Raw genomic sequence first — 25,738 nt, 5'->3', positions numbered from 1 at the left:
AGAACCAAGGAGCATGCTCATGAAACTGATGGTCAACGGCGAGGCGCGTGAGATTGCCGCCACCACGCTGGCCGAGTTGCTTGCCGCGCTCGACTATGAGGGCGATTGGCTCGCCACCGCCGTCAACGGCGACCTCGTGCACAAAGCCAACCGCACGGAGTTCCAGTTGAGCGACGGCGACCGGATCGAAATCCTCTCGCCCATGCAGGGCGGCTAGCATGTTGGAGCTTTATGGAACCGAGCTTTCGTCGCGCCTGCTTCTCGGCACCGCTCAATATCCTTCGCCGGCCATCCTTGCCGATGCAGTCAAGGCGTCGGGCACGTCGGTGGTGACCGTCTCGTTGCGGCGTGAGATGGCGGGCGGTAGAGCCGGCGAACAATTCTGGTCGTTGATCCGCTCGCTGGGCGCCAGAATCCTGCCCAATACCGCCGGCTGCCTCTCCGTCAAGGAAGCCGTCACCACCGCGAAAATGGCGCGCGAGGTCTTCGGCACCAACTGGATCAAGCTCGAAGTGATCGGCAATCACGACACGCTACAGCCGGATGTGTTCGGTCTGGTTGAAGCCGCCCGCATCCTGTGCGAGGACGGCTTTGCGGTATTCCCCTATACCACCGACGATCTCGTTGTCGCCGAGCGGCTGCTGGAAACGGGCTGCAAGGTCCTGATGCCGTGGTGCGCACCGATCGGTTCCGCCTTGGGACCGGTCAACATGACGGCGCTGCGCTCGATGCGCGGATATTTCCCTGGCGTCCCGCTGATTGTGGATGCGGGGCTCGGACGGCCGTCGCACGCGGCCACCGTCATGGAACTCGGCTTTGACGCCGTGCTCCTGAACACAGCGGTCGCCAAGGCGGCATATCCGGTCGGCATGGCGCGTGCTTTCGGTAAGGCGGTCGACGCCGGTCGTGAGGCGTTCAGTTCGGGAATGCTCGAACCGCGCGACGTCGCCGTGCCATCGACACCGATGGTCGGCAGGGCCGTTTTTTCATGAAGCTCGATCCCTTTTATCTGATCGTCGACAGCGCTGCCTGGATCGAACGGCTGGTCCCACTCGGAGTCCGGCTTCTGCAACTGCGCATCAAGACCGTGGATGAGGCTGGGTTGCGCGCGGAGATCCGCACCGCGAAGGCCTTGTGTGCTCGATACCAGTGCCAACTCATCGTCAACGACCACTGGCGCCTGGCAATCGAGGAAGGCTGCGACTTCATACATCTCGGCCAGGAGGATTTGCAGACCGCTGACCTCTTGGCGATACGGGCAGCCGGCGTAAGGCTCGGACTGAGCACACATGATCATCAGGAGCTGGAAACGGCGATGGCCGCCGAGCCTGACTACATAGCGCTTGGACCCATCTATCCGACCATCCTGAAGAAGATGAAATGGGCGCCGCAAGGGGTCGAACGGATCAGCGAATGGAAGCGCCAGGTCGCGCCGTTTCAATTGGTCGCCATTGGTGGCCTCAACCCTGAGCGGCTCGACGGTGTCTTTGCGGCTGGCGCGGACAGCGCGGCGGTGGTGACCGACATCACGCTCAACGACGACCCCGAGGCGCGCACGCGAGAATGGATCGAAAAGACGGACCAATGGCGCTGAGGCGAGAACCACATGTGCTTGTCGTCGGTGGATCGGACTCCAGTGGCGGTGCTGGAATTGCACGCGATATCGAGACGATCTCTGCCATTGGCGTGCGCACCTGTCTCGCCGTCACAGCGCTAACGGTGCAAACGCATGACGCCGTGATCGAAATCTATTATTCGCCACCTAGCCTGGTGGCCAATCAGATGTGCGCCGCGCTGCAGGCCAACGACGTGGCCACAATCAAGATCGGCATGCTGGCGACTGCCAAGATCATTGTTGCCGTTGCCGCAGTGCTGCGCAAATTTCCGCATGTCCCCGCAGTACTCGACCCTGTGCTGGCCTCCACCTCAGGCCGCGCACTTCTGCAAGCAGGCGCTATCGCTGCCATGAAGCGCGATCTTATGCCGCTTTGCTGCATTGTCACGCCCAACCTCCCTGAACTGGCGCTCCTTAGTGGCTCCGAACTGGCAGTGGATGAGGACGGAGCGCTCCAACAAGGAAAAAGACTGCTGGCCGCCGGCCCTCAAGCCCTGCTGATCAAGGGTGGGCATGCGTCGGGAACCCGGTCGACCGATATTCTGTTACGCTCCGGGCACGAACCCATCCGCTTCGATGCACCGCGCCTTGCCACATCGATGCGCGGGACAGGTTGCATGCTGGCCAGCGCGATTGCGGCGCATCTGGCGAAGCCGAAGCCGCTCGAAGACAGCGTGCGCGAAGGCAAGCTGTTTGTCTTGGAGAGGCTTCAGAAATGCCGGCTGAATAACCACAGCGTTCTGCGTCCAGCCAAGCAGACCCATTTTCCAGAATTTTTCCCGTAGCGAGACTAGAGAAGGGGCTACTGCTTCTCTATGCCATCCTCACAACGCGTTGAGTTTCTCACTGCCAATTATGCGACTTTCGAGGTGCAAATAGCGAATATCGAGTTCTTAGTGACAGAAACGACCGGAATTGGTTGCGTGGATCACCAGGTCGCTACCGATTGGGTCAGCGACTCAATAGAACGTCACATCTCTGTCCACACTCGAGCTTATTTGCCGCAAACGCGTCGAGCCCCGCGTCAATCGGTCTTATAATAGTATCCGGGGCAGCTCCAAAGCTGTGGCATCGGCTACCCGCCGGCCGTGGCGCTTGCTGTTCGAGCGTCGGACGCCGCCTGCCATTGAACATCTGATGGGCTATTGGGTGGCGGCGACACACTCATCCAGGTGCAACTGGCTTTTTCAACTCGGGAACCAGCAGAAGCCTTCGCTGCGTCGCAACATTTGGATTATGTCGTACAGCCCGATCTTCCAGAGAAAACAAGACCTAACGTTCGAAACCTGTCACGCAACCAACCACCGAATGAAAGATCCAGCGTGCGATCGCAGGGAGGTAAGAATAACCGGTCTGGCTTTCCTATCGCCGGTCCAGGTTAAGACCAACGACGTCGTCACGACATCAACACAGTGCGCGAAGCGCTCGTATTCCTGAATCAGTGGCCAAAAGCGCGTCGGGGACCGGTATTCAGTTGCGCGGTGAGAAGCAGCAACGCAGCGATCGCCGGACAGATGACACCCGAGCAGGCGCGGCAAGCATTGTGGGATTTGCCAGGATTGCCGGCGTGCTGGCCAAATCTGATTTCGTCGTTGGTGGCGACTGATTTAAAGCTGCAGGAAGATCACCGCCGGTAACGCGTTGGCCCGCTGCTCGCCAAGACGGAAAGAACGCCGCCTTGTGAGTTCCAATAATGGGCGATGCGGGAATTGCACATGTCTGTGCCCATCTGTCCGGCCGAAATGCAAATGGCGTCACTGGCGAAGGTCAGCGAACGCGGCACGCAGGGCTGGATTCTTTTGACTTGCGGCAAGCCGACATAGGTGCTGGCTTGATGTCTCGGTCACTGCGACGTGTCATGCCGATTCATTCGTCAGCTACCATGACGATGCGGCGCGTCGCCTGCGATCAGTTGATCGAACCGCGGTGCAATTCGGGACGCTTCGTCGATCCCGACAGTTGCGCAAAGGGAAGCCAAATCAGCGACTAGAGGCAACGTGGCTACGGATTCGAAGGGACCCCGCTGTTGCCGAAGAGGTGACTGGTGGAATGTCAAAGATCACCTCGTGAAAGGCCATTTGGGGCCACCTAATGATAAAGCCGGATGCCGCTATCGGGTCCTGGCACGGGAATGACGGTCCGGCCCTACGGTGGATCGAGTTCGGTTCATGTCGCTTCGCAAGGAGGATGTGTTCCGGCGTCTGCCCGAACCCCTCTTTCTCGCATTCTGCGAGGTTGCGCGATCGGGCCGCTCGGTCTCTGTGCTGATCGCCCCTCCTGTTGCCATCGATCGATTCCGCTTCCGGTGCGCACGCACGTGTCGCGCGTGGCAATCATGCAAGGTCGTGAATCATAGGAGGATGTACATGCTTTTGTCGGATTTCGGCCGCATCGGGTTCGATCCGTTTGTGGAAATGCGGCGCATGCAACAGGAAGTAAACCAGCGTTTGGCCGGGCTGACCGCCAGCGCCGCTCAGGAGTTTCCGCCGATCAATCTTTGGACTGGCGAGGACAGCGTGGCGGTGGCCGCGGAACTGCCGGGGATATCACCTGACGAAATCGGCCTCACGGTGCGCGAGAACATTCTGACATTGAAGGGAACGCGCGAGCCTCGAACGGAGGACGAGAAATCCGTCTGGCACCGCCGTGAGCGCGCCTATGGGACCTTCTCCCGGACAGTGCAATTGCCATTCCGCGTCGACCCGGAACGGGTCGAGGCGCGTTTCGCCAACGGGCTGCTCGAAGTCGAGTTGCACCGGCCGGAGGCGGATCGGCCGAAGAAGATCCAGATCAAGGGATAGAGGGAGGCAAGCATGGCTCAGGAACGCGGATCGGCCGTCGCACCATGCTGCTCAATGCCCGCAAGGTGCTTTACGACCATAGTTCGGCCATCACCATCCTTCTCGCCTTCAATGACATAACGGCCCGTCGTATCATCGAGCGGGAGAAGGAAGAACTGCTCGGTCGCACCGAAGACCTGCTTCGGCAGAAAGACGTCCTGCTGCGCGAGATGGAGCATCGGGTTGCCAACAGCCTGCAGATCATTGCCTCGATCCTGTTGCTGAAGGCACGCTCGGTGACGTCGGAAGAGACGCGCCAGCATCTCAAGGACGCCCATCAGCGCGTTCTGTCCGTGGCCGAGGTGCAACGCCATCTCCACACCTCCGCCGGCGTCGACGAGATCGATGTCGGCTCTTACCTACCGAAATTGTGCAGCAGCCTCGCCTCGTCGATGGTCGGCGAAGCCCAGCCGATCACGGTCACCGTAATGGCCGAAGGCGGCAGGATAGATTCGCAAAGGGCAGTCAGTCTGGGACTAATTGTCACCGAACTCGTGCTCAACGCCATCAAATATGCTTTCCCCAAGAAGAGAACCGGCGCTCGCATCCAGGTGAGCTACGAGACCGCGGGCAGTGACTGGAAACTGACGGTTTCGGACAATGGCGTCGGCAAGATCGCCAACGACGTACCGGCTACCGGACTTGGAACAGCCATCGTCGAAGCACTGGTGAAACAACTGGAGGCCAGGGTGGAGATTATCAGCGATATTGACGGCACCAGCGTGTCGGTCACCCGGGCGACGTTCACCTCGCGCGTGCCGCGAGCGGCGTAAAAACCGTTACTACGATGCTGCCTTCCGGACATCGCCTGATGTCCAGGGGATCTTCTGCCGCCACGGCCTTGTCCCCGGAGCGCAGGACTGCCAGTCGCATCGCATAAGCCGAAACCTCTCAGTCGGTTGAGGGCGCTTCCGATGGCCAAGATCCGCTTTTTTGGCGTTCAGCCGGTGGGACCAAGCTCTGAAGCTGACGCTGCGCAGGTCTTTGCGTGGATGACTCGGTGCGGTCGGTAAACTCGAAGTGGCGGTTGTGTGCGTCAAGTTCTGCAAAATGGGGCGGCCACGATGCTGGTCATGCGGCTTGGCGTAGAGCGAGCTTCTTGTGCTCGCGCAGGTCGTCAATGTTGATGTAGGGCCTCCATCCAGTTTTCGTTGGTTTCGACAGCCGGCGCCCTGACGAGGCGCAGGCAGCTTTCGGCGTTGGGGAAGATGCGCACGACATAGGTGCGCCGGCGGATTTCCTCATTGAGCCGTTCAAGCATGTTGGTGCTCTTGAGATGCTTGTGATGCTGGCGCGGCAGGCAAAAGAAGGTCAGCGTGCGCTCGATGGTCTCCTCCACCGTCGTCCATCTCGGCCTCGAGCACCTCCTGCATCACCGCACGGATCATTTCGTGAAGTCCGTCCGGGTCTGAAAGCAGAATGTCTTTGACGGCAGCGCTGGCGGTCTTACTTTCAATCTTGGTCATGGTGGCGTTCCTTCGCGGGAATCGGCGACATGAACAATCACCAGATCCCATGGCGACGGATGGATAGCGGCGCGTGCTCTGGCAGAGTGACGCTGCTAACAAACACCCCGCGGAGGAACACCATGCATGTAGTGGCCGACCGATCCGAAACTCTGACTGCTATCCGGACTGGTCTGGGCGCAATCTTCGTATCGCTGGAGCTCAGCCGTTCAACCTGGCTGATCTCGTCGTTGTCGCCAGGTGGCGGCGAGAAGTTGTCGAAACACAGTGTCCCCAGTGGTGATTTATCCGCCTTGTTCCGTCGCTTCGATAGCGTGCGAGAGAAGGCAAGAGCACGCATGGGGCCAGACTTCCCCGTCGTCGCTATCCAGGAAGCCGGGCTCGATGGCTCCTGGATCCATCGGGTTCTGAGCAAGGCGGGGATCGAGAGCTACGTCGTTGATCCCGCTTCTATCGCAGTGTCTCGTCGCAGTCGCCGAGCCAAAACCGATAAGATCGATGGTGAAACGCTCGTCTCTCCTTGCCTTCAAGCGAGGCGAACCGCGCATATGTGCAATGGTCAAAGAGCCAACACCGGAGCAGGAGGATCGCCGGCGTATCTGTCGTGAACGCAAGGTACTGACGACCGAACGGGTATATAAAACGCCGCTCACTCAGAATGGTCTCGTCGCCCGAGCCCAGCGGCCGTAGGCGGGATGTTGGTGCAGCCGTGAAGAGCAGCGACCGAATGTGAGGTTGATCTGCTCGGTTACGAGCAGAGTCCTGCAAGTCGGGTTCAACCTGGATCCCATAATCGATATGACAAGCTAATCCCACTTTGACCGGCGCTCAGCACACCTAATTTCGAGCCGCGCCGACCTACACACCCGCTATCGACATGATCCGAGTGGCGGCCTGAACTAGGCCGGCAAACTCATGTTCGTTGGCACTGTTTTTCGCTTGCATCCCGGTTAGGCGGGGACAGACGCCCTACTGCGACGCCTGCCCGGCTTGTCCGTGTCTCGCTCGCCTGACGTTTCGGGTTCGGTCTCAATGATCTCGCCCGCCACCACGGCGCGGGTCCGCTCCAGCATCGCGGGGATGTCCCGCGCGGGCAGCGGGCGGCTGAGCAGGAAGCCCTGCGCCTCGGTGCAGCCTTCTCTTCGGACCCGTTCCAGCTGCTCCACGGTCTCGACGCCCTCGGCGGTGGTCTGCATCCCGAGGCTGTTGCCGAGGCTCGTGACCGCTCGAATGATGGCGACGGAACTGTCGATATCTCCGGCGTCCGTGATGAAGGATTGATCGATCTTGATCTTGTCGAATGGGAACGAGCGCAGATAGCTCAAGCTCGAATATCCGGTTCCGAAGTCGTCCATCGCGATATGAACGCCGAGCATGTGGATATGTTGCAGCATCGAGAGAGTCGCCTGGCTGTTGGCCAGCAGCACTGTCTCGGTGATCTCAAGCTCAAGCCGGCTGGGGGGCAGTCCCGAGATATCCAATGCCTCGACGATGGTGGAGAGCAAGCGCGCGTTGCGAAATTGCGCCGGGCACAGATTGACGGCGACCTTGATGCTACCGGGCCAGCTTGCCGCGTCGAGACAGGCTTGCTTGATAACCCATTCACCGATCGGGACGATGAGGCCGATGTCCTCGGCCAGCGGGATGAATTCTCCCGGGGATACGATGCCGCGCGTCGGGTGATGCCAGCGCAGCAGCGCCTCGAAGCAGCTGACCTCGCCGCGGTCGAGATTGAGGAGCGGTTGGTAGTAGATTTCGAACTGCTGCCGCACCACCGCTTCGCGCAGGTCGAGTTCGAGAAACCGCCGCGCCTGCATGCGCGCATCCATTTCCGGTTCGAAGAACCTGTAGGTTCCGCGGCCTTCCGCCTTCGCCCGGTAGAGCGCCATGTCGCCGGTCTTGAGAAGTTGGTCGGCGTCAATGCCATCGTCCGGCGCGATCGAGATGCCGATGCTGGCGCTGATCATAACCCCGTGGCCATCGACGACATAAGGTGCGCTCAGCCCATCAATGACCCGTTGGGCAAGAGCTGTCGCCTCGACCGGCTGATCAACCGCGGTTTGAATGATCACGAACTCATCGCCGCCGAGCCTTGCCACGGTGTCGCCTTCACGGGCCACCTGTTTCAGTCTGGCGGCGACCTCCTTCAGCAAGGCGTCGCCAACCGGGTGCCCCAGCGTGTCGTTGACCATCTTGAAATGATCGAGATCGAGGCAGTGGAAAGCAATCTTGCTACCATCACGCCGCATCTCGACCAAAGCCTCCTCGGCGCGTTCGCGGAACAATATGCGATTTGGAAGCTCGGTAAGTCCGTCGTGGCGCGCCATGTATGAAATCTTGGCTTCGCTCCGCCGCAAGTCGGTCACGTCATGGTGAGTGGCAAGCCACCCGCCGCCCGGCAGTGGCTGATGGATGAGGTCGATGGTGCGTCCGTCCCTGAGTTCCACCAGGCTCACCGTCCGCTCTGCGCGATCGATGGTCTCCGTCAGCTGCTGCACATACTTTTCCGGGTCATGGCCGGCATAGAGGCCCGCCGCGATCCGGAACCGCATCAAATCGATCCACGGCGTGCCGGGACGAGTCAGGGGCTCCGGCACATGGTAGAGATCGGCGTAGCTTTGGTTGCACAGAACCAGCCGCCTCTCCGCATCGAACATGCAAAGCCCTACGGGCATATTGGCGGCGGCCGCGGCCAATTGCTGCCGCTCCAGCTCGGCTTCTCGGGCCAAGGCATCGCTGCGCTCCAGGCTGGCCCGGTAGCCGGCAAAGGCCGAGAACAGCACTCCAACCTCGTCCTGCCGATCCCTTTTCAGCGCAATGAGACTCGAACGGCGCTCGCCCTGCGCCAAGCAACGCATCGCCTCGGTCACGGCGAGGATCGGCTTGCTGACATTGTGGCGTATCCAGGCGACAAGCCCACCAAGACACCCGGCGGCAAAAAGAACTGCCAGCCAAGTCAATCTTTGCGCAACGGTGTAGGTCCTGTCCGCCATCACCGCCGCGGCCGTGCTGCGCTCGTTGGTGAGGGCCAGCAGGTCGTCCAATCGCTGCGTGGCGGCGGCAACGGTCGGGAGCGATACCGTCTCGAACTCCTTGACAGCCATTGTTCGCCCTCCTGTTTCGAGGAGCGGGAAAATCGATGTCAGGGAATCTTCGTAGGCCGTCCATAGGTTGACGAACTGGTCGAACAGCTGCTGCTCGGCCAGCGATCCGGCACTCCGGCGATAGGCGCGCCGACCTTGCAGTATTTCGTCGCTTTCCCTCGCCATCTCCTTCTCAATGCCGGCTATCTGCGCAGCCTCGGCAGTGCGCACGCGCAACGTCGCATAGAGCTGGTGTTCCGCGAGGTTGCGCTTCATCTCGCCGACGATCTGGACCTGGGGCAACCAAACGCTGGTGATCTCGCTCGTGACCTTGTTGAGTGATCGCAGTTGCGCGACCCCAAATACTCCCACGGCCACGACGCACAGCAGCGCCAGCCCAAAGCCCAACGAGAGCTTGGTCCCGACGCTAATGTCCTTTAGCCCTCTCATCTAGAAAACTGCAAACGCAAGACCAGTCCTCGTCAAATAGCATCGAGCTTTAGCGAATAGTAAAAGTATTCCTAGTGTCGCGTCTAAGGTATTAATGCTGGCTTAAGACTGCGTAATCCCCTAGAGGATCGACCAAACCACGTTGTAAAAGGCCGGCGGATGAAGCTCACCGATTTCCATATGATCCGATGACGGGCCTACAATGAGATCGAGGTGCTCGCACCTAGTCTTGGAAGCCGCTTGCAGCTTCTTTCACCGCACCGTGGGATCGGCCTTCGATCCCCTTCGAATGTAGCGAGGCCAGCCCATATTATGCACGACGATGGGGCTTTGAGGCTGGCAGTCGAATCTATGATCGGCAGTGTTCATCAGCCGAGGAAGGAGCGCCGCGGCGCGCGCCGAGGCGGTGCGCGAACTCGAGCGTGATCGCCGAGATCGAGGCGAAGGAGCCGCTCGAAGCGCTCGACACCTTCATGGCGCAGAACGCATCGATGATCCAGGCCCAGCATGCAGCCTCCAGCTTCGATGTCCATCGGGTCCTTCAGGCCATGGACCACGAGCCGAGACCGCCGCAAGGCGATGCCGGACTGATGCGGCTGCCGGTGGTCGACATGCAAGGCCGGCCGCTGGCCAGCGAAGCCGAGTTGCGCTATTCCATTTTCCACCGCTTGACCTCGGGCGCGGTGAAGGTGGTGGCGGTGCAGCTAAAGGGAACTCCGACTGGAGCCATGCTGACACGCACGTTCACCGTGGAGGGCGTGCCCTACCGCATGGACCTGTTCGGCGGCAGCAAACTGAAGCCGCCGCAAAAGAGCCTGAACCAGCTTGCCTCTCACCTGCCTTTCACGGCCGCAGAGGCCCCAAGCGGCAAGCTTTTGGCGATCCCCTATGCCGAGACGGCTCCGGGTACGGCCTTTGAGCAGCTGTCGCGGGCCTGGGCGCCGTTCAAGGAAGCCTATTACTATACCCAGCGCCGCGGATTTGCCGCGCCGCCGGGCATCCCCGACATTGGCCCCCATGATTATGCGCTGGAAGGGTGCTTCAAGCTGTCCCTTCTGCCCGACCATCCCGCAGGCGCAGTGCATCCCTTCCGGTTCGAGGGGCGAGACGGCGAGATCGCCTTGCGGCCGCATGACGGCTGCGGCTTCATTAGGGCCTCACTGGCCGAGCGCATGCCGTCCATTGCCCGGGCTCGCCACGACGCTCCCGAGCGGATGCCTGCCTATGCCGATAAAAGGCAATCGGCGGTACCGCCCTCGGCGCTGCAACATTATCCGCGTAGCGTCGAGGTAGCACAGGAGACCCGCGAGAAGGCTCAGGCTTGGCTCGAAACCCATCAAAGCCTCACCGCCGAGGAGCTGTTCCGGACGGTCACGGGCGGGCATATCGAGGGTTCGAGCGCTATCGCCGTGCCGTCCAGCGACGAATGCCTGCATGTGCCGACGGGCAAGAGCAAGACCTTGACCCGTGACGCTGGCGTGCTTGTCGGACGCTCCCCCTATGACAAGCCCAACCTGCGCCCGTTCGCCGCCGACCGGGTCAGGTCGGCGCGCGATGGCGACCGGACCGCGGCGTTCCTGGATCGGTGCGTGGCCTTCCAATATAGCTTCAACTTCGCGCACAGGTCGGGGGCTGGGCTTGCCGCCGACGATCCGACCTTCTTTGCCAAAGGCATCTTGATCGTTGTGCCCGACGAAATGTGGCCGGCGGACTTCGCCGAGCGCGGGGTCGTGATGTCTGCCGAGGACGTAAAGTGCCATTCGTACTGGCTGGAGGAAAAGGACCGGGTCAAGGCCGACACCGCGCTCGAGTGCGTCGGCATCCTGCAGGCGACGGAGGTGTTCGCGCCCGGCTCTTTGGTTGCGGTTCCAAGCGTCGAACAAAAAATGCTCGACGGCGATTTTGATGGCGACACCGTCGTCATCATTGGCGACCAGCCTCGCCTTTACGAGCATGTGCGCCAGTTCGACGCGCAGCTGCAGGCGCGCGGCATCGCCTCGATGAAGCCGCCGAAGTCGCACACGCCGGCCATTGAGAAAAGCGGCTACCAGTTCACCCGGTCCAAGCAGATCCTGTCGGCCACCGGGCTGGTGCTGGAGACCTACAGCTGCCTGCAGCGCAACGTGCTGGCGCAGCCGCTGGAGGCGCAACGCTGGTTTGCCGAGCGTGCCATCTTCGGCACCTACGAGGGCATTCATAATGAGCTCAAGGCCGACATCCGCGCACTGTTGCAGGAAGATCGGCCGGATGGCCAGGCCCTCCATGAGCTCATCGCCAGGGCGAGGGAAGACAGCAAGGCCGCCAGGCATCCGGTGGCCTGCGAACTGGCCGCGTTGTTAGTGGCCGAGCTCCAGGACTGGAACCTGCAGCTCAATAGCGAGCCGGCTCATGAGCAGTCGGAAGTCAAGCTGCATGAAAGCGCCATCAATCTGTTGAGCGTCGGCATCAAGGTCGGCACTGACGCCTACAAGTCCGATACCGGTGCGCGGGTGTTCATGCAAAAAACCACCGAATTGCAGCGGCTCTTGGAGCAGAGGCCGGGCTTCAAGTCGGCGCCATATGTCAAGGCGCAGGCGGCAAAGCTCCACCAGGGCCGGTTCGACGTCGATGGCAGCCTGGCGGATCTGAAGGACAACCCCACGCTGGCGGCATCGGTCATGGAGGCCTCGATCAGACTCGCCGTCGAAAAGCGCATTCTGCTCAGCGCCTTAGCAATCTCGGCCGAAGACGACCGCGCCAGCACGATAACGCTGAGCAGCGAACAGGCCCTTGAGCGGGCCAGGCTCGAAGCCGCCCCCGCCGAAGCGCAAGAAAGCGCGATTACCAAAAATTGTGCATGCGGTTGCCGAGCTTTTGCGGCAGGACGGCATCGAGGTGAAGGTGCCGCATCTTGACCAACGGTCGGGCGGGCAGGTCTGGATAGCCGACGAGTTGACCGGCCAGAGCGTGAGCACGGCGCCGGAGGCCCAACTGGTCACCAATGCCGTGCGCCATGTCTTCGAGATCCCGGACGAGGCTTTTACGCGCGCCTTCAGGAAGGCGGCACTGGCCTTCGAGGAGCGGGACTGCAGCGAGGTCGAGACCACCAACTGGGTCATCAGGATGGACAGGCCGCGGTTACGCGGCGTTCACACGGCGTTCAGAACCGCGCAGAACTATCGCTTCGAGGTCGAGTTCCCTACGCCGGCCAGTTATCGGGCCGAGCTCGCGCACCGCGCGCAGAGCTCACAGCTAGTCCCCATTCCCCGTGGTGCCTGGGAGATATTACACTGGGACTCGTCAGGAGAAAGCAGGTCGAGGGCGGCAGGGACCTCCAGGTCGCCCATCGTCGCAAGACAACAGATTGCGGTCGCTCGCTCGCCGCAAGCCGGCGAGATCCTCGCGGCCCTCGGTACGCGGCCGGTCGTGCTCGTCGGCATGCCGGCGAGCGGCAAGTCGACCATCGGCGCCCAGCTTGCCAAGGAGTTGGGGGTGGAGTTTGTCGACATCGATAAGCATATCGTCGCCGATCACGGCAATCTGATGGAGATGTTCGCCGACCCTGGCCGTGGCGAGGCGCACTTCAGGGACCTGGAGACCAAAGAGCTCGCCAAGCAGCTGGAGAGAGGCCCCATCGTCATCGCAACCGGCGGCGGCTGCTTTGGCAAGGAGTCCAATCAAGCCCTGATTCTTAATAAGGCGAGGTCGATCTGGCTCGACACCCGAGCTGAAAGAGCTCCGCAGGCGCCTCGAGAGGGACACCAGCCGGCCGCTGCTGCAAGGCGCCGACATCGAGCAGAAGGTTGACCAGCTGTACGAAGAGCGCAGTCCGTTCTACCAAAAGGCCGATATCAGGTTGCCCCTCGTCCCGCCCTTTCAAAAAGACAAGAAGGACGCCCGCATTTGCGTGAAGGAACTCTACGCTTTCCTGTGCAGCGACAGAGAAGCCGCTCTGCCCGCTGCCGAGATATCACATGTCTCCGGTGCTTCCGGCACCGCCATCAGCATGTCCCCAACAGCTCAGCGCATGCACGATGATCATCACAACGGCTACGATTGCGGGGGCGGCGTCGTGGAAACCATCCAGGCGCCGGCGGCACTATTGAGTGAAAGGGAACGGCCGCCGCTCCTCGACACCCTCACCGCCGACCCGCAGCCTTTGCTGGCCGGCAATAACGCACGAGCGAATTTAGCGTCTTCCACGAGAAGCAGGGAACGCTCAAGTCGAGGACGATAGCTTAGGCGTCGCAGGTTTGGTGCAGGGTGCGGGTTCGCACCGAATGCTAATAAAAGTGGGAAACGCATGCATAAGTCGTGAGAAGCCTGATGGCCGAGTTGATCCGGCCTGGATGACACAAACGTACAAAGACGAACCGCCGGTGCCGGGTCGCGCGCCAAATCCTGGTGATCGACCGGAAAGGATCAGCTCCGAGTCTAAACGGCATCGTCAACTTAATGAAGCGCGGATACTATGACAGAGTGACCCAATCCACCGCCGCGCCATTGCGTCGGTTTCGACAGATAAGATGGATTGGGCAGGCGAGCTCAAAAGAGCGATTGTAAATCGCAGTTGTAGCAGTGTAACAAACTGCGTAACAAAAAGCGCGAAAAGATTAGCATTTTCAGCAGGATAGGCGTGAAACCGAATCCCTCCCTCTCCGCCATCCTGCTTGGCGCTGCGCGCTTCGCAGGACAAGTCCCTCAATACCTCTCGGCGCGAAACTGGATGTTCTTCGAAGCCTCGGCGAAGGAGGCTCGCTCTCAGCAATATCCGAAATAAGCCATGAGCTCCTGCGCCTCGCCCGCCTCGAAACGCGAGGCGACGTCCGCGGGCAGCGTCGATTTCCAGCCGCCCCGGTAGTCGGTGATAGGCTGGTTGACCTGCGTCAAGCGGCGGGCCGAATGCGCCGTCCGGACTCTTCTCTCCCTTCCCCAGACGACCGGATGCCGGTGATAGTCCAGGATGGCCGGATCGAAAGCCACCCCGATGAAGCGGCATAGCCGTTCGATGGAAAGCGCGGGCGCCTCGATGAAATCCTCGTAGCGCCACAGCATGCTCCCGCCTCTCTCGATGCAGAGCATCGAGGCCTTGCTGTCGGCAACCCACCTTTGGAAAGCTCGGTCGAAATCGCCCTCGTAACGCTGCCCGAGCGAGGTCACGACATCCCGGCCGTCGCGTGTGACGACGATGAAACGGGCGCCCGGAATCGTCTCGAGTATCTGACCGGTATGGTGGATATGGCCGGGGGTTTTTTCCACCCAGACGCTCCGGCGCGAAACAGCCGCCTCAAGCAAAAGCAAGCTTAGCTTGGTCCATCTGGCGCCATTGTCCGAGACAAAAGCGCTTGTTTCCCGTGGGACGCTGAAGACATCGGGATGCGCGGCCAATATTCGAGCAAGCAAGGTCGAGCCGGTATGGCCACAACCACAGATAAATATGGAAACCCTCGGCTTTGGAATAAGCCGTACCACGCCTCTGTTCACTGACTGTGTCTCTCCCCGGACACTTAATCGAACCTCTTCTTTTGAGGCATTGCAATGGGAATGTTTCCACAGGGGCGGCGACCGAGTACGGTTCGCGTTAGATCACATGGGGCAGTTGGTCAGGACGAGGAGCATGAATCCATCGATCTGAAAATCTGCGGCCAGGTCGCTTCCGAACAATCGCAGCCAGCGTTGCTGGGCCTCATAGGCGATTTGCTCCCGTTCCTGCGGACACGCGAATTTCAACCCGGCCAGGTTTTGGAGGTGATGGACCATTTCGTGGGCGAGGATCGATAGTTCGGCTGGTGTTCGGCCGTTCCAGCCGGCCGGCAGGTAGATGGTACGCGCATCGTCATCGTAGACTGCAAGAATATCGGCTTTCTCTCCGCCCCAATGATCGGAGGGTAGGCCTCGGAACCGAAGCCGACTCAGCCGCTCGGCCGGCACCCATGAGATCGTCGGCGGATTTGAAGGAGGAGGGAGGTCGAATTCCGACGAAAGCCAGACGGCGATGGCTTCCAGCAATGGCCTCAGGCTCTCATTGCGGGTCTCGAAATAGCCGGGCCGGACAACGAAACCCGTACCCGGCAGCACCGCTGCCGGAACGTCGTTCGGGCGGGATTGCGCCTGAACTTCGAAATCGTCGGCCTTGGCCTGAGCCCACAAGCTCGTCAGGGTCGAAACGAGGAGAAGTCGAAGAAGCCTCAAATCCTTTTCCCTCATGAAAGGCGGCCCGAACTATATATCAGAATTACCTAAATTAGCGATTACTATTCTTTCGATCCCGTAAGAAGCCAGTCCGGTACGAGAACGCACTCCGGGGCTCAATCCCTTGAATTGCCTCATCCAGGCGAGCCAGACTTTGTATCCGCGCTCTATCCTCGCGTGCGACGCGGTCGCGCTTGCCCGGACGAATCGAACAAGCCGATGCAGGAATGCGACGCGATGTACGTTCAACCTCCGCCAATGTGTTATACATTTCATGGAAGGGGCATCCCCCGCATGAAATGCGACTGGAACGAGCAGGCAAAGCCGCAACTTGATTGAGAGTGCGCGCGATGAGGTTCTGGGCCGCCTTTGTTGGTTTGTTTTTCCTGGCCGCGGAAGCCCTGCTGCCGGCCAGCGCCCTTGCCGCCGGCGGCAACCGGGTCGCCCTGGTCATCGGCAACAGCAAATATGTCTACGCGCCGGCTCTACCCAACCCCGCCGGCGATGCCCGCCTGATGGCCGACGTCCTGCGCAAGGCGGGATTCAGCGTCATCGAAGGAGTCGATCTCGACTACGCCGGAATGCGCGACCGGCTGAACAAGTTCACGGAGGCCTCATATGAGGCGGATACGGCGCTGATCTACTACGCCGGCCACGGCATGCAGGTGAACGGCAAGAATTATCTGATCCCGGTCGACGCCGAGCTTACCGCTCCCGCGCATCTCAGGACCCGCACCGTCCAGATGGACGAGCTGCTCGCCGCTCTCCCGCCGGACCCTGCCGTCGGCATCGTCATTCTCGACGCCTGCCGCGACAATCCACTGGCGAGGACGCTCGCGGCGTCCTTGCCGAAGAGCCGCTCGACCACCGCGCCCGGCCTGGCGCCGATCGATGTCAGCGGGTCGGACGTCGGAACCGGCGGCGTGCTGATCGCCTTTGCGACCGATCCAGGCGCCGTATCCTATGACGGCAAAGGCGCCAACAGCCCCTACACGATGTCGCTGGCCAGGCACCTCGCCGAGCCCGGCGTCGAGATCCAGAGCGCGCTGACCCGGGTTCGCGGTGAGGTGACGGCCGAAACCGATGGGCGCCAGCGGCCCTGGCACAACGCCTCGCTCGGCCGCGAGGTCTTTATCGGCCCGCAGACGCCGCCACCGGCCGCGCCCGCTCCGCAGCCGTCCGCGACCGAGACGCCGGTCGAGCCGCCAGGCTCGGATGCGCGCGGATGGGAAATCGAGCAGCGTGTGTGGGACGAGGCTTCGAAGCGCAACACGCTTGCCCACTACGAGGCCTATCTGCAGCAATTCCCCAAGGGAGCGTTCGCGGACCTCGCCCGCCTCAACATCGATCAGCTCAAGAAGCCGCCGATTACGCTCGGCAATGCACCGGCTGCTGCCGCCAAGACCGAGAGCGACGCGTCGCGCTCGGCCATGGCGGCGCAACCTCCGGCCGCGACCGCCAATCCGGAAACCGACGTTGGGACCGAACTGACGGAAAGCGCGATCGGCCTCGATCGTCAGGCAAAGATCGATCTGCAGGAAAGGCTGCTGGCGATCGGTTACGAGCTGGACAGTGCCGACGGCGACTTCGGCATCAAGACGCGCCGTGCCATCGGCCGGTGGCAGGAGGAAAACCGGCTGCCCCCGACCAGCTTTCTCACCTCAAAGCAATATGCCCGCCTGAAACTCGACACGGACGACGCCCTGAAGAGCTATCGCGCCCAGCGGGCGTCGGAGGCGGAAGCGAAGAAACAGGAAAGCGCGACCTCGCAAAAGACGCAGAAGCCGCAACCGGTCGTCCGCGCGAAGCCGAGACGCGAACAGCGACGCGAAGCCGCAAATCCGCGGCCGGCGCCAAAGGCGGCCAAACCGGCGCAGCGAAAGTCCGGGTACCGCACCTGCAGCGGCATTGACGGCACCTTCGAGGTTCCCGCGTCCCAGAAATGTCCGCTGAGCGGCTACGCGCATTATTGAAATGCTATCCACGCGGTGAGCTGCGGATCTCGTTCCAGGAGCGGCTACAGCCTTCATACCCGCGCCGCACGCGGACAATGAAGACGCCGCCATCTTCCCCAGTCGGATAGACCAAGCAGCGGTGGCAGAAGCGCCGCGCTTCGATTTCGATTAATGACACCATTGATGACACCAATTGACGGCCGCAGAATTTCATGACACATATGGTGTCACCAATTAGGAGTACCCCGCGTGTCGGACGTCCGCACCTACAACAGCCCCATGCGCGAAGAGAAAGCGCGCGAAACGCATGAGGCGATCCTTTGTGCCTTGTTTGAGCTGATGGCTTCGGCCACCGCCGCGGACGAGATCAGCATGGAGGCGATCGCCCAAAAGGCGGGGGTGCAGAGGCGGACCGTGTTCCGCCACTTCGCCACCAAGGACGACCTGCTGACTGCCTTCTGGCCTTGGCTGAATGCCCGAATAGGAGCCTCTACGACCCCAGAGACCGTCAAGGACATCATCGATGGCCCTCGGCGTGCCTTCCCGCGGTTCGATATGCACGACGCAGCCATCCGCTCATCGCTCCATTCGCGGACCGGCCGTGAGATGCGCATGGGCACGGTGGCGGGTCGCCGCGCCAATTTCAGGCGCGCGCTGGCTCCCGCCATTTCCTCCCTTCAGCCCGCCGACGCCGAGAAGGTCGAGGCGCTGGCTCACCTGCTCTTCTCGGCCTCCGCATGGGAGGTTCTGAAGGACTATGGCGGTCTCACCGGCGCCCAGGCCGGCGAGACCGCGTCCTGGGCACTCGAGGTGATCCTGTCCGCGGTCACCCCGGGTCATTCACCGGCGGAAGTTGCAAACCAAAGAGACAAGCCATGAACTTCAACGTCACCACTCCCGAGGCCGCCCAGACGCTCTGGGTCGTCGCCGACCGCATCCGCCTGCTCGGCGGCATCGCCGATTCCAGTCTTGAACTCATCGAGGTCGAGGTCCCGCCGGGTTCCGGCACTCCGCCGCACAGCCACGCGTCGCCCGAGTTGTTCTATGTGCTGGAAGGCACGCTCACCGTCCGCCATTTTGGCGCGGGCGGCTCACCCGAAGTGACCGTCGCCGGTCCCGGTACTTCCGTGCGCATCGGCCCGAGGGCACCGCACAATTACTCCAACGACAGCGGCCGCCCTGTGCGGATGCTGGTGCTCGTCGAGCCGTCGATGATCGCTTTCTTCCGCGACATCGGCACCGTCGAGCCGCAGGCGCAGCCCGACTTTGCCCGGATTGGCGCCGCCATGCAGCGCCACGGTATCGAGGCGCTGCCTGCGGCGGCCTGAACTTCCGCACGACGACGCTGATCAAACAGGAGACCGCCGGCAAGGACAGCAAAGTGCTTCCTTGTCGGCGGCAACTCCTGTGCGGGGCAGCACCCGTCGCGGATCAAAAAGGCGCTAGGCGGCCGCCTGATGCGCGGCGATCGCGCTCAGGAACACCTCGCCGAACTCCCTGAGCTTCGCCTCGCCGACGCCGTTCACTTGCGCGAAGGCATCGAGGTCGCGCGGGCGGCGCCCGGCCATGTCGATCAGCGTGCGGTCGGAGAACACGACATAGGCCGGCACCTGGCGTTCCTTCGCCAGGCGCAGCCGCAGCGCCTTGAGCGCGCCGAGCAGCGCGGCGTCCAGATCGTCCGTGCCGGCGGCAGCCTGGGCCGAACGCGCCTTGTTGCGCAAGGAACGGTGCCGCGTATCGACGCGATACTCGAACGCAACCTCGCCGCGGCCGAGCGCGCGGCCGCTGTCGGAAATGGCAAGCCCGCCATAGCCTTCCGGGTCCGGCATCAGGAACCCGCCCGCCACGAGCTGGCGGATCAGCGACAGCCAGGCGGGCCGCTTGTGCGCCGCGCCGGTGCCGAAGCCGGCCAGCCTTTGATGGCCCCTGGCCAGCACCTTCTCGGTTTCGTGGCCGAGCAGGATGTCGACGATATGGGAGGCGCCGAAGCGCTCGCCGGTTTGCGCGATGGCCGCAAGGATGATGCGCGCTTCCGCGCTGCCGTCCGTGCGCGGTGCCCGGTTGAGGCAGTTGTCGCAATTGCCGCAGGGCGAAGCGCTTTCGCCGAAATAGCCAAGCAGCACCTGGCGGCGGCACTGCGCCGTCTCGCAATAGCCGATCAATGTGTCCAGCCGGCCATGCGAGCGCCTCTTGTGCTCCGGCGAGGCATCCTCGTCGTCGATGAACAGGCGGCGCGTGCGGATGTCGCCGAGGCCGTAGAGCATGTGCGCCTCGGCCACCCGGCCATCGCGGCCGGCGCGGCCGATTTCCTGGTAATAGGCCTCGAGGCTCGCCGGCAGGTCGGTGTGGAAGACATAGGCGACGTCTGGCTTGTCGATGCCCATGCCGAACGCGATGGTCGCCACCATGACCACGCCGGAAAGCGTCATGAAGGTGTTCTGATTGGCCTCCCGCACCTCCTTGCTCATGCCCGCATGATAGGCGAGCGCGGTGATGCCGTTTTGCTCGAGGAAGGCCGCCATCTGCTCCGTCTTCCGGCGCGACAGGCAGTAGACGATGCCGCTCTTCCCCGGATGGCGCTCGACGAAGCGCAGCAGCTGGCGCTTGCTGTCCTGCTTCGCCTCGATGGCAAGGCTGATGTTGGGCCGGTCGAAGCCCAGCACCAGGGTGTCGACGCGGTCGGCAAACAGCCGCGCCGAAATGTCGGTGCGCGTCGTCTCGTCCGCCGTCGCCGTCAGCGCGATGATCGGCACTTGCGGAAAGATGTCGCGCAGCCGCGCCAGGTCTTCATATTCGCGCCGGAAGGCCGGTCCCCATTGCGAGATGCAATGCGCCTCGTCGACGGCGATCAGGCGGATGTCGAGCCTGGCGAGCGCGTCGAGCATGCGTTCGGTCATCAGCCGCTCCGGCGCGAGATAGAGCAGGCGCGTCTGGCCCGACGCGACGCGGCGCCATGCCGCGACGTTGGCATCGCGGTCGAGCGAGGAATTGATCGTGTCGGCGGCGACGCCGGCAAGCCGCAGCGCCGCGACCTGGTCCTGCATCAGCGCCACCAGCGGCGAGACGACGATGGTGAGCCCGCCCAGCACCAGCGCCGGAACCTGGTAGCAGAGCGACTTGCCGGCGCCGGTCGGCATGACGGCCAGCACATGGCGTCCGCAGAGCAGCGCCTCCATCACGTCGGCCTGGCCGGGACGAAAATCGTCGAAGCCGAACACGTCTTTCAGCACGCGCCGCTTCGGATCGCGTCCCTCGGCAAAGAGACCTGCCGTCGATGTCCGCATTGAGTGTGATTCCCGGATTCGGCTGAGGCAATCTTCTTACGGAGAAGATCGCCGGAATGCTATCCGAACCCGTGCTGCCCGTCGTTTTGCTGGCGCAGCGCAGCTGCATTGCCTTTCCGCGAAAAGGGTGGCTTGTTGTCCCGACCTGCAGCGGAGGAAGCCGGCAATGATCGACCTGGCCACATTGGCGACCTATGTCGCGATCGTGCTTGGCTTCGTCTTCATTCCCGGGCCCGCCACGCTGCTAACCGTTGCGCGGGCGACGAGCTCGGGAACCAAGGTCGGCATCGCTACCGGGGCCGGCGTCGCGGCGGGCGATGTCGTCCACACCGCCATGGCGATCTTCGGCATCTCGGCCATCATCGCCACATCGGCGATGCTGTTTTCCGTCATCAAATACATCGGCGCGGCCTATCTCGTTTATCTCGGCATCCGTGCCATCCTCGAGAAGGCGCCGGCCGATCTCGGGGCCCGCACCCTGGCCGTACCGGCGGGCAAGGCGTTCCGCCAGGCCATCTTGACCGAGGTGCTGAACCCGAAGACGGCGCTGTTCTTCCTCGCTTTCCTGCCCCAGTTCGTGCGCCCTGAAAACGGATCGGTCATGCTCCAGCTGACGATCCTCGGCACCGTCTTTGTCCTCCTCGGCCTCTTCAGCACCGTGGTCTTCGCCGTCTCGGCCGGAAGTCTCGGCGCCTTCCTGCGCCGCAACCCGGCCGTGCTGAAATGGCAGGGCAAGGTGGTCGGCGGCATCTATTGCGCGCTCGGCGTGCGGCTGGCGCTGCAGCAACGCTGATCCCAACTTCGCCAGCTGAGGGCGCTACGCTCCGAGCCGGCTCCACAGGTCCGCAATCGATCTTCGCAAGCCGGGAGCCCTGGGTTTGCCCGGTTGGATTTCGGCCAGCGCAATGCCGCTTTCGCCGGCGATGGCATAGAGCATCCAGGTGCGGCCATCCTCCTCGAAAATGGCCGGATCGCGCAGTCCGTTCTCCCTGCTCCTTGCCATGCCCACGCGGCTGCGGCGAACCGGCAGGCCGGCGCCCTCATAGTCGGTGCCCGGCCTCAGCAATTCGGTCCTGCCGCGCACGAGCCAGCGCCGCCAGTCGCCGGAAAGGTCGATGCAGCCGTAGAGCACGCGCTCGGGCGCGTCGCCCTTGCACGTGTAGTAGACGATCAGCGAGCTCCCGCTCTTCTGCACCGCCGCGTGCCGCGGCCGGACCCAGCGCGAGCCCGGCAGCACGATGGGCCCTTCCTCGAAGCCGGAAAGACCGTCGCTTGATCGGCGAAGCTCGACGTTGGCCGTGCCGAAGAGCCCGTACCACCAGCCGCCATGGCGAAAGATCCGCGCGTAAAATGGTCCAAGCGGTTCGGGATCGGGTCTGAAACGCAGACCGTCGACGGACGTGGCCGCGAAGGTCGTCTGCCCCTGGCCGTTCAAGACCGGACCATGGAAATACATGACGATCCGCTGGTTCTGCGCATCGACATGCACGTCCGGAGAGGCAATGTGCCCCTTGATGAACGGACACTCGGCGAGCGAAAGCGCGCCACCCGGATGGATCCGCCACGGACCCTCGATCGCATCGGAATAGGCAAGGCGGATGTAGGTGCCGTTGTGATGCGCGAAATAGAGATGGTAGGCCCCGAGCCGGCCCTTCGCCCAATCGGGCATCCTGACCAGCGATGGACCGTTTATGCTGGCCCCCTCGTCGCCCGGCAGCATATCGGGCGTGATCAACGGCCCGCGCCGTTCGGCAGAAAGGCCGGGCATCGGCGTCATGCGCCAGCCCACTCCGGCATGTCGTAGCCGAATTCGTCGCAGAACCCTTTCAACCGGGCGAGGAACGCCGGCGGCAGGCCTTTGATGTAGGCAAGATATTCCTCGTTGCGTTCCCACTTCTGAAGCGAGGTCGCTCGGATCGGATTGCCGGGATCCTCGCTGAAAAGGATACGCGGCCTGAGCCCGAATGCCCGCGCGATCCGCTCCTGAACCTCGTCCGGCCGAGCGATCGTGTCCTCATAGCGGACGTAGATGATCGCGCGATGCGGCTGTGCCTTTCTGAGCCGCAGCAAGGCCTCGTATTCCGCCAGCCAGCGTTCGGACGTGACATGGAACCGGCGCTCCGCCCTGCTTTCCGGATGCGAGCTCGTGAGCACGTCGAACGGGTGGCGGACGCAATAGATCAGACCAATCGCGCTGGGCAACCTTGCCAGATGCGCGTGACCCCGCTCGGTGCGCTTGACGACAAGGTTGGATTCGGGACGGTCCAGCATATCCAGCTGGGTATATTTCGCTTCGGCTCTATGGACGAAAGTGTCTTCGAAACATCCCATCAGACGCTGGGTCAGCGTCGTTCCGCTGCGCGCGCAGCCGGCGATGAATATCTTCTTGTAGCGCGCCGCGCCTCCGGTGACCCACAGCCGCCACAGCCGCTTCATATCCAGCGCCAGGCGCCGGATCTCTCTGATCGGCCGCCTGGTGGCCTCGCGCAAAAAGGCTTCTGATTTTTGTACCACGTCCATTTTCCGACTTTCTCTCCGGTCGGCTTAAAGCATGTCTGCCGAAAATGGGAACCGGTTTCGGGACAAAGACATGCGTAAATCAAAACCTAAAGCGCGTGGAGCGATTCCGAAGGATCGCGTCGCGCTTTAGCTCATCCGCTGCCAAAGCCGGCATCCGTGGCCGAATGATGATTTGCGGCCGCCGCCTCTTCGGCCGATATGCCAGCAGAGTTCCGGGTCTCTTTGTTAAACCTATCTTCACCATGTTGCGGCAGCTTTGTCGTCCTGCGGCGATGTTTGAGTACCGCAGCGGCGCCACGGGCGCCCCAGGCAACAAACCCGCGCCTTACGGCGCGGGTTTTCCGTTCCGATATTTCAAAGCCGCGTTTCAGGCGAGGAAGTCGGCTCGATGGGGCGCAAAGCTGTCGACCAGCCGGCCCGCTTCCAGCGCCTTGACGCCGTGCACCAGGTTGGACGGCACGATGAAGCTGCTCCCCGCTTCCAGGATCTCCGACCGGCCGTCGACGGTGACCTCGAAGCGGCCCTCGGCGACATAGCTTGCCTGGACATGCGGATGCGAGTGCAGCGCGCCGACGCCGCCCTTGTCGAAGGCGAATTCGACCATCATCAGCTCGTCCGTATGCACCAGCACGCGCCGCCTGTTGCCGTCGGGCGTCGGCGTCCAGCTTTTTTCGTCGGCGCGAGCGAAAATGTCGGTCATTGCAGGCTTCCGTTCAGAAATCGAAATGGTCACCGTGCCAGCCAGCCGCCGTCCACCGGCACCACCGCGCCATGCATGTAGTCCGACGCAGGCGCGAGCAGGAACACGGCGGCATCGCCGATGTCGTCGGGCCGGCCCCAGCGCCCAGCCGGTATACGCCCGAGAATGGCTGCGCTGCGGTCGGGATCGGCGCGCAAGGCCTCGGTGTTGTTGCTCTCGATATAGCCAGGCGCGATGCCGTTGACATTGATGCCCTTCGGCGCCCATTCGCAGGCGAGCAGCCGGGTGAGGCCGAGCACGCCATGCTTCGAGGCTGTGTAGGAGGCGACGCGGATGCCGCCCTGGAAGCTCAGCACCGAGGCGATGTTGACGATCTTGCCGCGTCGGCCGGGCTCCGCCAGCACGCGCCTGGCGAAGCTCTGAGCGAGCCGAAAGACCGTCTTCAGATTGATATCCATCACCTCGTCCCAGTCGGCCTCGGTCAGGTCGACGGCGTCGGCACGGCGGATGATGCCGGCATTGTTGACCAGGCCGTCGAGCGGCCCGCTCTCGTCCCAGACCCGGTCGAGCATGGCGGCCGCCTTGCCGGGATCGCCGAGATCGGCGGTCATCGCTTCGAAGCTGCTGCCGGTCGCGGTGATCCTTTCCGCTGTCTCGTCCATCGCCGAGCGGCCGACGCCGATGACGGCGCCGCCGGCGCGCGCCACCGACACGGCGATGCCCTGGCCGATGCCGGTGTTGGCGCCGGTGACGAGGATGCGTTTTCCCGCAAGGCTGAAGGCGGAGAGGTCGCTCACCTGAGCTGATCCATCGTCACCTGGTCGACGTCGGTATAGTCGACATTGTCGCCGGCCATGGCCCAGATGAAGGCGTAGTTCGACGTGCCGGCGCCCGAATGGATCGACCAGCCCGGCGACAGCACCGCCTCTTCGTTGCGCATGACGATGTGGCGCGTCTCGTCCGGCTGGCCCATGAAATGGAAGACGCGCGCGCCCTCGGCCAGGTCGAAATAGAGATAGGCCTCCATGCGTCGATCATGCACATGGCAGGGCATGGTGTTCCACACCGATCCCGGCGCCAGCTGCGTTATGCCGACGACAAGCTGGCAGGTTCTTGCACCATCGGCATGGATGAACTGGAAGATCGAGCGCTCGTTGCTGGCCGCCTGGCTGCCGAGGTGGAGCCTCCTGGCGTCGGCGATGCGGATCAACTGGCTGGGATAGGTCTGGTGCGCCGGCGCGCTCAGCAGGTAGAATTTGGCCGGCTCATCCGGACTGGCCGAGGCGAACGACACCTGCTCTGTGCCCATGCCGAGATAGACCATGTCGCGCGCCGCCATCTCATAGGGCGGGCCGTCGGCCCTCACCGTGCCGGCGCCGCCGATGTTGACGGCAATCAGCTCGCGACGGTCGAGGAATGCCTGGGTGCCGGTCGGCTTGATCGCTTCCAGAAGCAGGACGGTATCGACCGGCATGGCGCCGCCGACGACCATGCGGTCGTAATGCGTATAGGTCAGGTTGACACGGTCGGGCTGGAACAGCCCCGCGACGTGGAAATTGTGGCGCAGCTCGGCGGTTCCCATCGCCGCGGCCGCGGTCGGGTCGATGGCGAAGCGCGAGGAGAATTCGGTGTGCTTTTGATCCATCATCTTGCT

The 25,738-nt window shown here is 62.6% G+C and carries 23 protein-coding genes and 3 pseudogenes; 15 read left to right on the top strand and 11 right to left on the bottom strand.

Features of this window, described 5'->3' with window-relative positions:
- Positions 1-19 precede the first annotated feature (19 nt).
- From thiS to EN874_RS30720, 7 genes and pseudogenes are all read left to right on the top strand, one after another.
- Positions 20-217: a sulfur carrier protein ThiS gene (gene thiS / locus EN874_RS30755; RefSeq protein ID WP_126057620.1), complete on the top strand. Its 198-nt coding sequence runs from the start codon at positions 20-22 to the stop codon at positions 215-217.
- Position 218: 1 nt separating this feature from the next.
- Positions 219-992, top strand: coding sequence for a thiazole synthase (locus tag EN874_RS30750; RefSeq protein WP_126057619.1), 774 nt, complete (start codon positions 219-221; stop codon positions 990-992).
- On the top strand, positions 989-1,594 hold the full coding sequence (locus EN874_RS30745) for a thiamine phosphate synthase (protein ID WP_126057618.1): 606 nt from the start codon (positions 989-991) through the stop codon (positions 1,592-1,594). Before EN874_RS30750 ends, EN874_RS30745 begins: the two co-directional genes overlap by 4 nt.
- Positions 1,585-2,400 carry a hydroxymethylpyrimidine/phosphomethylpyrimidine kinase gene (locus EN874_RS30740; RefSeq protein WP_126057617.1) on the top strand — a complete coding sequence of 272 codons (816 nt, stop codon included), beginning with the start codon at positions 1,585-1,587 and terminating at the stop codon, positions 2,398-2,400. The genes EN874_RS30745 and EN874_RS30740 overlap by 10 nt, the downstream gene beginning before the upstream one ends.
- Positions 2,401-3,027: 627 nt before the next feature.
- A complete protein-coding gene (locus EN874_RS30730; RefSeq protein WP_245454712.1) occupies positions 3,028-3,252 on the top strand; it encodes a DUF982 domain-containing protein in 225 nt (74 codons plus the stop codon).
- A gap of 531 nt (positions 3,253-3,783) precedes the next feature.
- A complete protein-coding gene (locus EN874_RS30725; protein WP_126057616.1) occupies positions 3,784-4,416 on the top strand; it encodes an Hsp20/alpha crystallin family protein in 633 nt (210 codons plus the stop codon).
- A 29-nt stretch (positions 4,417-4,445) separates the two neighbouring features.
- A pseudogene (locus tag EN874_RS30720) lies at positions 4,446-5,228 on the top strand (sensor histidine kinase); the annotation flags it as partial.
- A 298-nt stretch (positions 5,229-5,526) separates the two neighbouring features.
- Here the strand turns inward: EN874_RS30720 and EN874_RS30715 are convergent.
- Both EN874_RS30715 and EN874_RS30710 read right to left on the bottom strand, forming a co-directional pair.
- Positions 5,527-5,809 (bottom strand): annotated as a pseudogene (locus EN874_RS30715) (transposase); the annotation flags it as partial.
- Positions 5,709-5,921 (bottom strand): hypothetical protein, encoded by a 213-nt coding sequence (locus EN874_RS30710; protein ID WP_126057615.1) that lies wholly within the window; start codon positions 5,919-5,921, stop codon positions 5,709-5,711. The pseudogene EN874_RS30715 and the gene EN874_RS30710, both read right to left, overlap by 101 nt.
- Positions 5,922-6,043: 122 nt before the next feature.
- Here EN874_RS30710 and EN874_RS33905 point away from each other — a divergent pair.
- Positions 6,044-6,557 (top strand): annotated as a pseudogene (locus EN874_RS33905) (transposase); the annotation flags it as partial.
- A gap of 314 nt (positions 6,558-6,871) precedes the next feature.
- On the opposite strand, the gene EN874_RS30700 reads toward EN874_RS33905, so the two are convergent.
- Positions 6,872-9,454 carry an EAL domain-containing protein gene (locus tag EN874_RS30700; RefSeq protein ID WP_126057614.1) on the bottom strand — a complete coding sequence of 861 codons (2,583 nt, stop codon included), beginning with the start codon at positions 9,452-9,454 and terminating at the stop codon, positions 6,872-6,874.
- 422 nt (positions 9,455-9,876) lie between these two features.
- Here EN874_RS30700 and EN874_RS30695 point away from each other — a divergent pair, with 422 nt between their 5' ends.
- Genes EN874_RS30695 through EN874_RS34640 form a run of 3 tightly spaced genes read left to right on the top strand, consistent with a single transcriptional unit; the run spans position 9,877 to position 13,670 of the window.
- Entirely contained in the window at positions 9,877-12,348 is a 2,472-nt protein-coding gene (locus EN874_RS30695; protein WP_245455307.1) for a hypothetical protein, read from the top strand.
- Positions 12,329-13,240: a shikimate kinase gene (locus EN874_RS34645; protein ID WP_245454709.1), complete on the top strand. Its 912-nt coding sequence runs from the start codon at positions 12,329-12,331 to the stop codon at positions 13,238-13,240. The genes EN874_RS30695 and EN874_RS34645 overlap by 20 nt, the downstream gene beginning before the upstream one ends.
- Positions 13,128-13,670 (top strand): shikimate kinase, encoded by a 543-nt coding sequence (locus EN874_RS34640; RefSeq protein WP_306462658.1) that lies wholly within the window; start codon positions 13,128-13,130, stop codon positions 13,668-13,670. Before EN874_RS34645 ends, EN874_RS34640 begins: the two co-directional genes overlap by 113 nt.
- 524 nt (positions 13,671-14,194) lie before the next feature.
- On the opposite strand, the gene EN874_RS30690 is transcribed toward EN874_RS34640, so the two are convergent.
- Positions 14,195-14,905, bottom strand: coding sequence for a sulfotransferase (locus EN874_RS30690; protein ID WP_348631746.1), 711 nt, complete (start codon positions 14,903-14,905; stop codon positions 14,195-14,197).
- Between the two features lie 114 nt (positions 14,906-15,019).
- Positions 15,020-15,640, bottom strand: coding sequence for a DUF6647 family protein (locus EN874_RS30685; protein ID WP_127428586.1), 621 nt, complete (start codon positions 15,638-15,640; stop codon positions 15,020-15,022).
- Between the two features lie 335 nt (positions 15,641-15,975).
- Here EN874_RS30685 and EN874_RS30680 point away from each other — a divergent pair, with 335 nt between their 5' ends.
- From EN874_RS30680 to EN874_RS30670, 3 genes are all read left to right on the top strand, one after another.
- Positions 15,976-17,598: a caspase family protein gene (locus EN874_RS30680; protein ID WP_127428585.1), complete on the top strand. Its 1,623-nt coding sequence runs from the start codon at positions 15,976-15,978 to the stop codon at positions 17,596-17,598.
- Between the two features lie 231 nt (positions 17,599-17,829).
- On the top strand, positions 17,830-18,459 hold the full coding sequence (locus tag EN874_RS30675) for a TetR/AcrR family transcriptional regulator (protein ID WP_127428584.1): 630 nt from the start codon (positions 17,830-17,832) through the stop codon (positions 18,457-18,459).
- A complete protein-coding gene (locus EN874_RS30670) occupies positions 18,456-18,908 on the top strand; it encodes a cupin domain-containing protein (protein ID WP_127428583.1) in 453 nt (150 codons plus the stop codon). The genes EN874_RS30675 and EN874_RS30670 overlap by 4 nt, the downstream gene beginning before the upstream one ends.
- Before the next feature lie 114 nt (positions 18,909-19,022).
- Here the strand turns inward: EN874_RS30670 and recQ are convergent, their stop codons facing one another.
- Complete coding sequence (gene recQ, locus EN874_RS30665; RefSeq protein ID WP_127428582.1) at positions 19,023-20,864, bottom strand: DNA helicase RecQ; 1,842 nt, start codon at positions 20,862-20,864, stop codon at positions 19,023-19,025.
- Positions 20,865-21,030: 166 nt separating this feature from the next.
- Here recQ and EN874_RS30660 point away from each other — a divergent pair, with 166 nt between their 5' ends.
- A complete protein-coding gene (locus tag EN874_RS30660; protein ID WP_127428581.1) occupies positions 21,031-21,657 on the top strand; it encodes a LysE family translocator in 627 nt (208 codons plus the stop codon).
- Positions 21,658-21,681: 24 nt separating this feature from the next.
- Here EN874_RS30660 and EN874_RS30655 read toward each other — a convergent pair whose 3' ends face one another.
- The 5 genes from EN874_RS30655 to kduI all read right to left on the bottom strand — a co-directional run bounded on the left by EN874_RS30655 (position 21,682) and on the right by kduI (position 25,729).
- The gene (locus EN874_RS30655; protein WP_127428580.1) at positions 21,682-22,641 is read right to left on the bottom strand and encodes a hypothetical protein; all 960 of its coding nucleotides are present in this window, start codon (positions 22,639-22,641) and stop codon (positions 21,682-21,684) included.
- The gene (locus EN874_RS30650; protein ID WP_127428579.1) at positions 22,638-23,384 is read right to left on the bottom strand and encodes a sulfotransferase; all 747 of its coding nucleotides are present in this window, start codon (positions 23,382-23,384) and stop codon (positions 22,638-22,640) included. The genes EN874_RS30655 and EN874_RS30650 overlap by 4 nt, the downstream gene beginning before the upstream one ends.
- A 367-nt stretch (positions 23,385-23,751) precedes the next feature.
- Positions 23,752-24,084, bottom strand: coding sequence for a cupin domain-containing protein (locus tag EN874_RS30645; protein ID WP_126087032.1), 333 nt, complete (start codon positions 24,082-24,084; stop codon positions 23,752-23,754).
- A gap of 29 nt (positions 24,085-24,113) precedes the next feature.
- Positions 24,114-24,881: a 2-dehydro-3-deoxy-D-gluconate 5-dehydrogenase KduD gene (gene kduD / locus EN874_RS30640; protein ID WP_127428578.1), complete on the bottom strand. Its 768-nt coding sequence runs from the start codon at positions 24,879-24,881 to the stop codon at positions 24,114-24,116.
- Positions 24,878-25,729 (bottom strand): 5-dehydro-4-deoxy-D-glucuronate isomerase, encoded by an 852-nt coding sequence (gene kduI, locus EN874_RS30635; protein WP_127428577.1) that lies wholly within the window; start codon positions 25,727-25,729, stop codon positions 24,878-24,880. Before kduI ends, kduD begins: the two co-directional genes overlap by 4 nt.
- Between the last annotated feature and the right edge of the window lie 9 nt (positions 25,730-25,738).

Source organism: Mesorhizobium sp. M1D.F.Ca.ET.231.01.1.1 (assembly GCF_003999155.2).
GTDB lineage: Bacteria > Pseudomonadota > Alphaproteobacteria > Rhizobiales > Rhizobiaceae > Mesorhizobium.
Note: the sequence above shows the minus strand (reverse complement) of the source record. Positions and strands in the feature narration are given on the sequence as shown.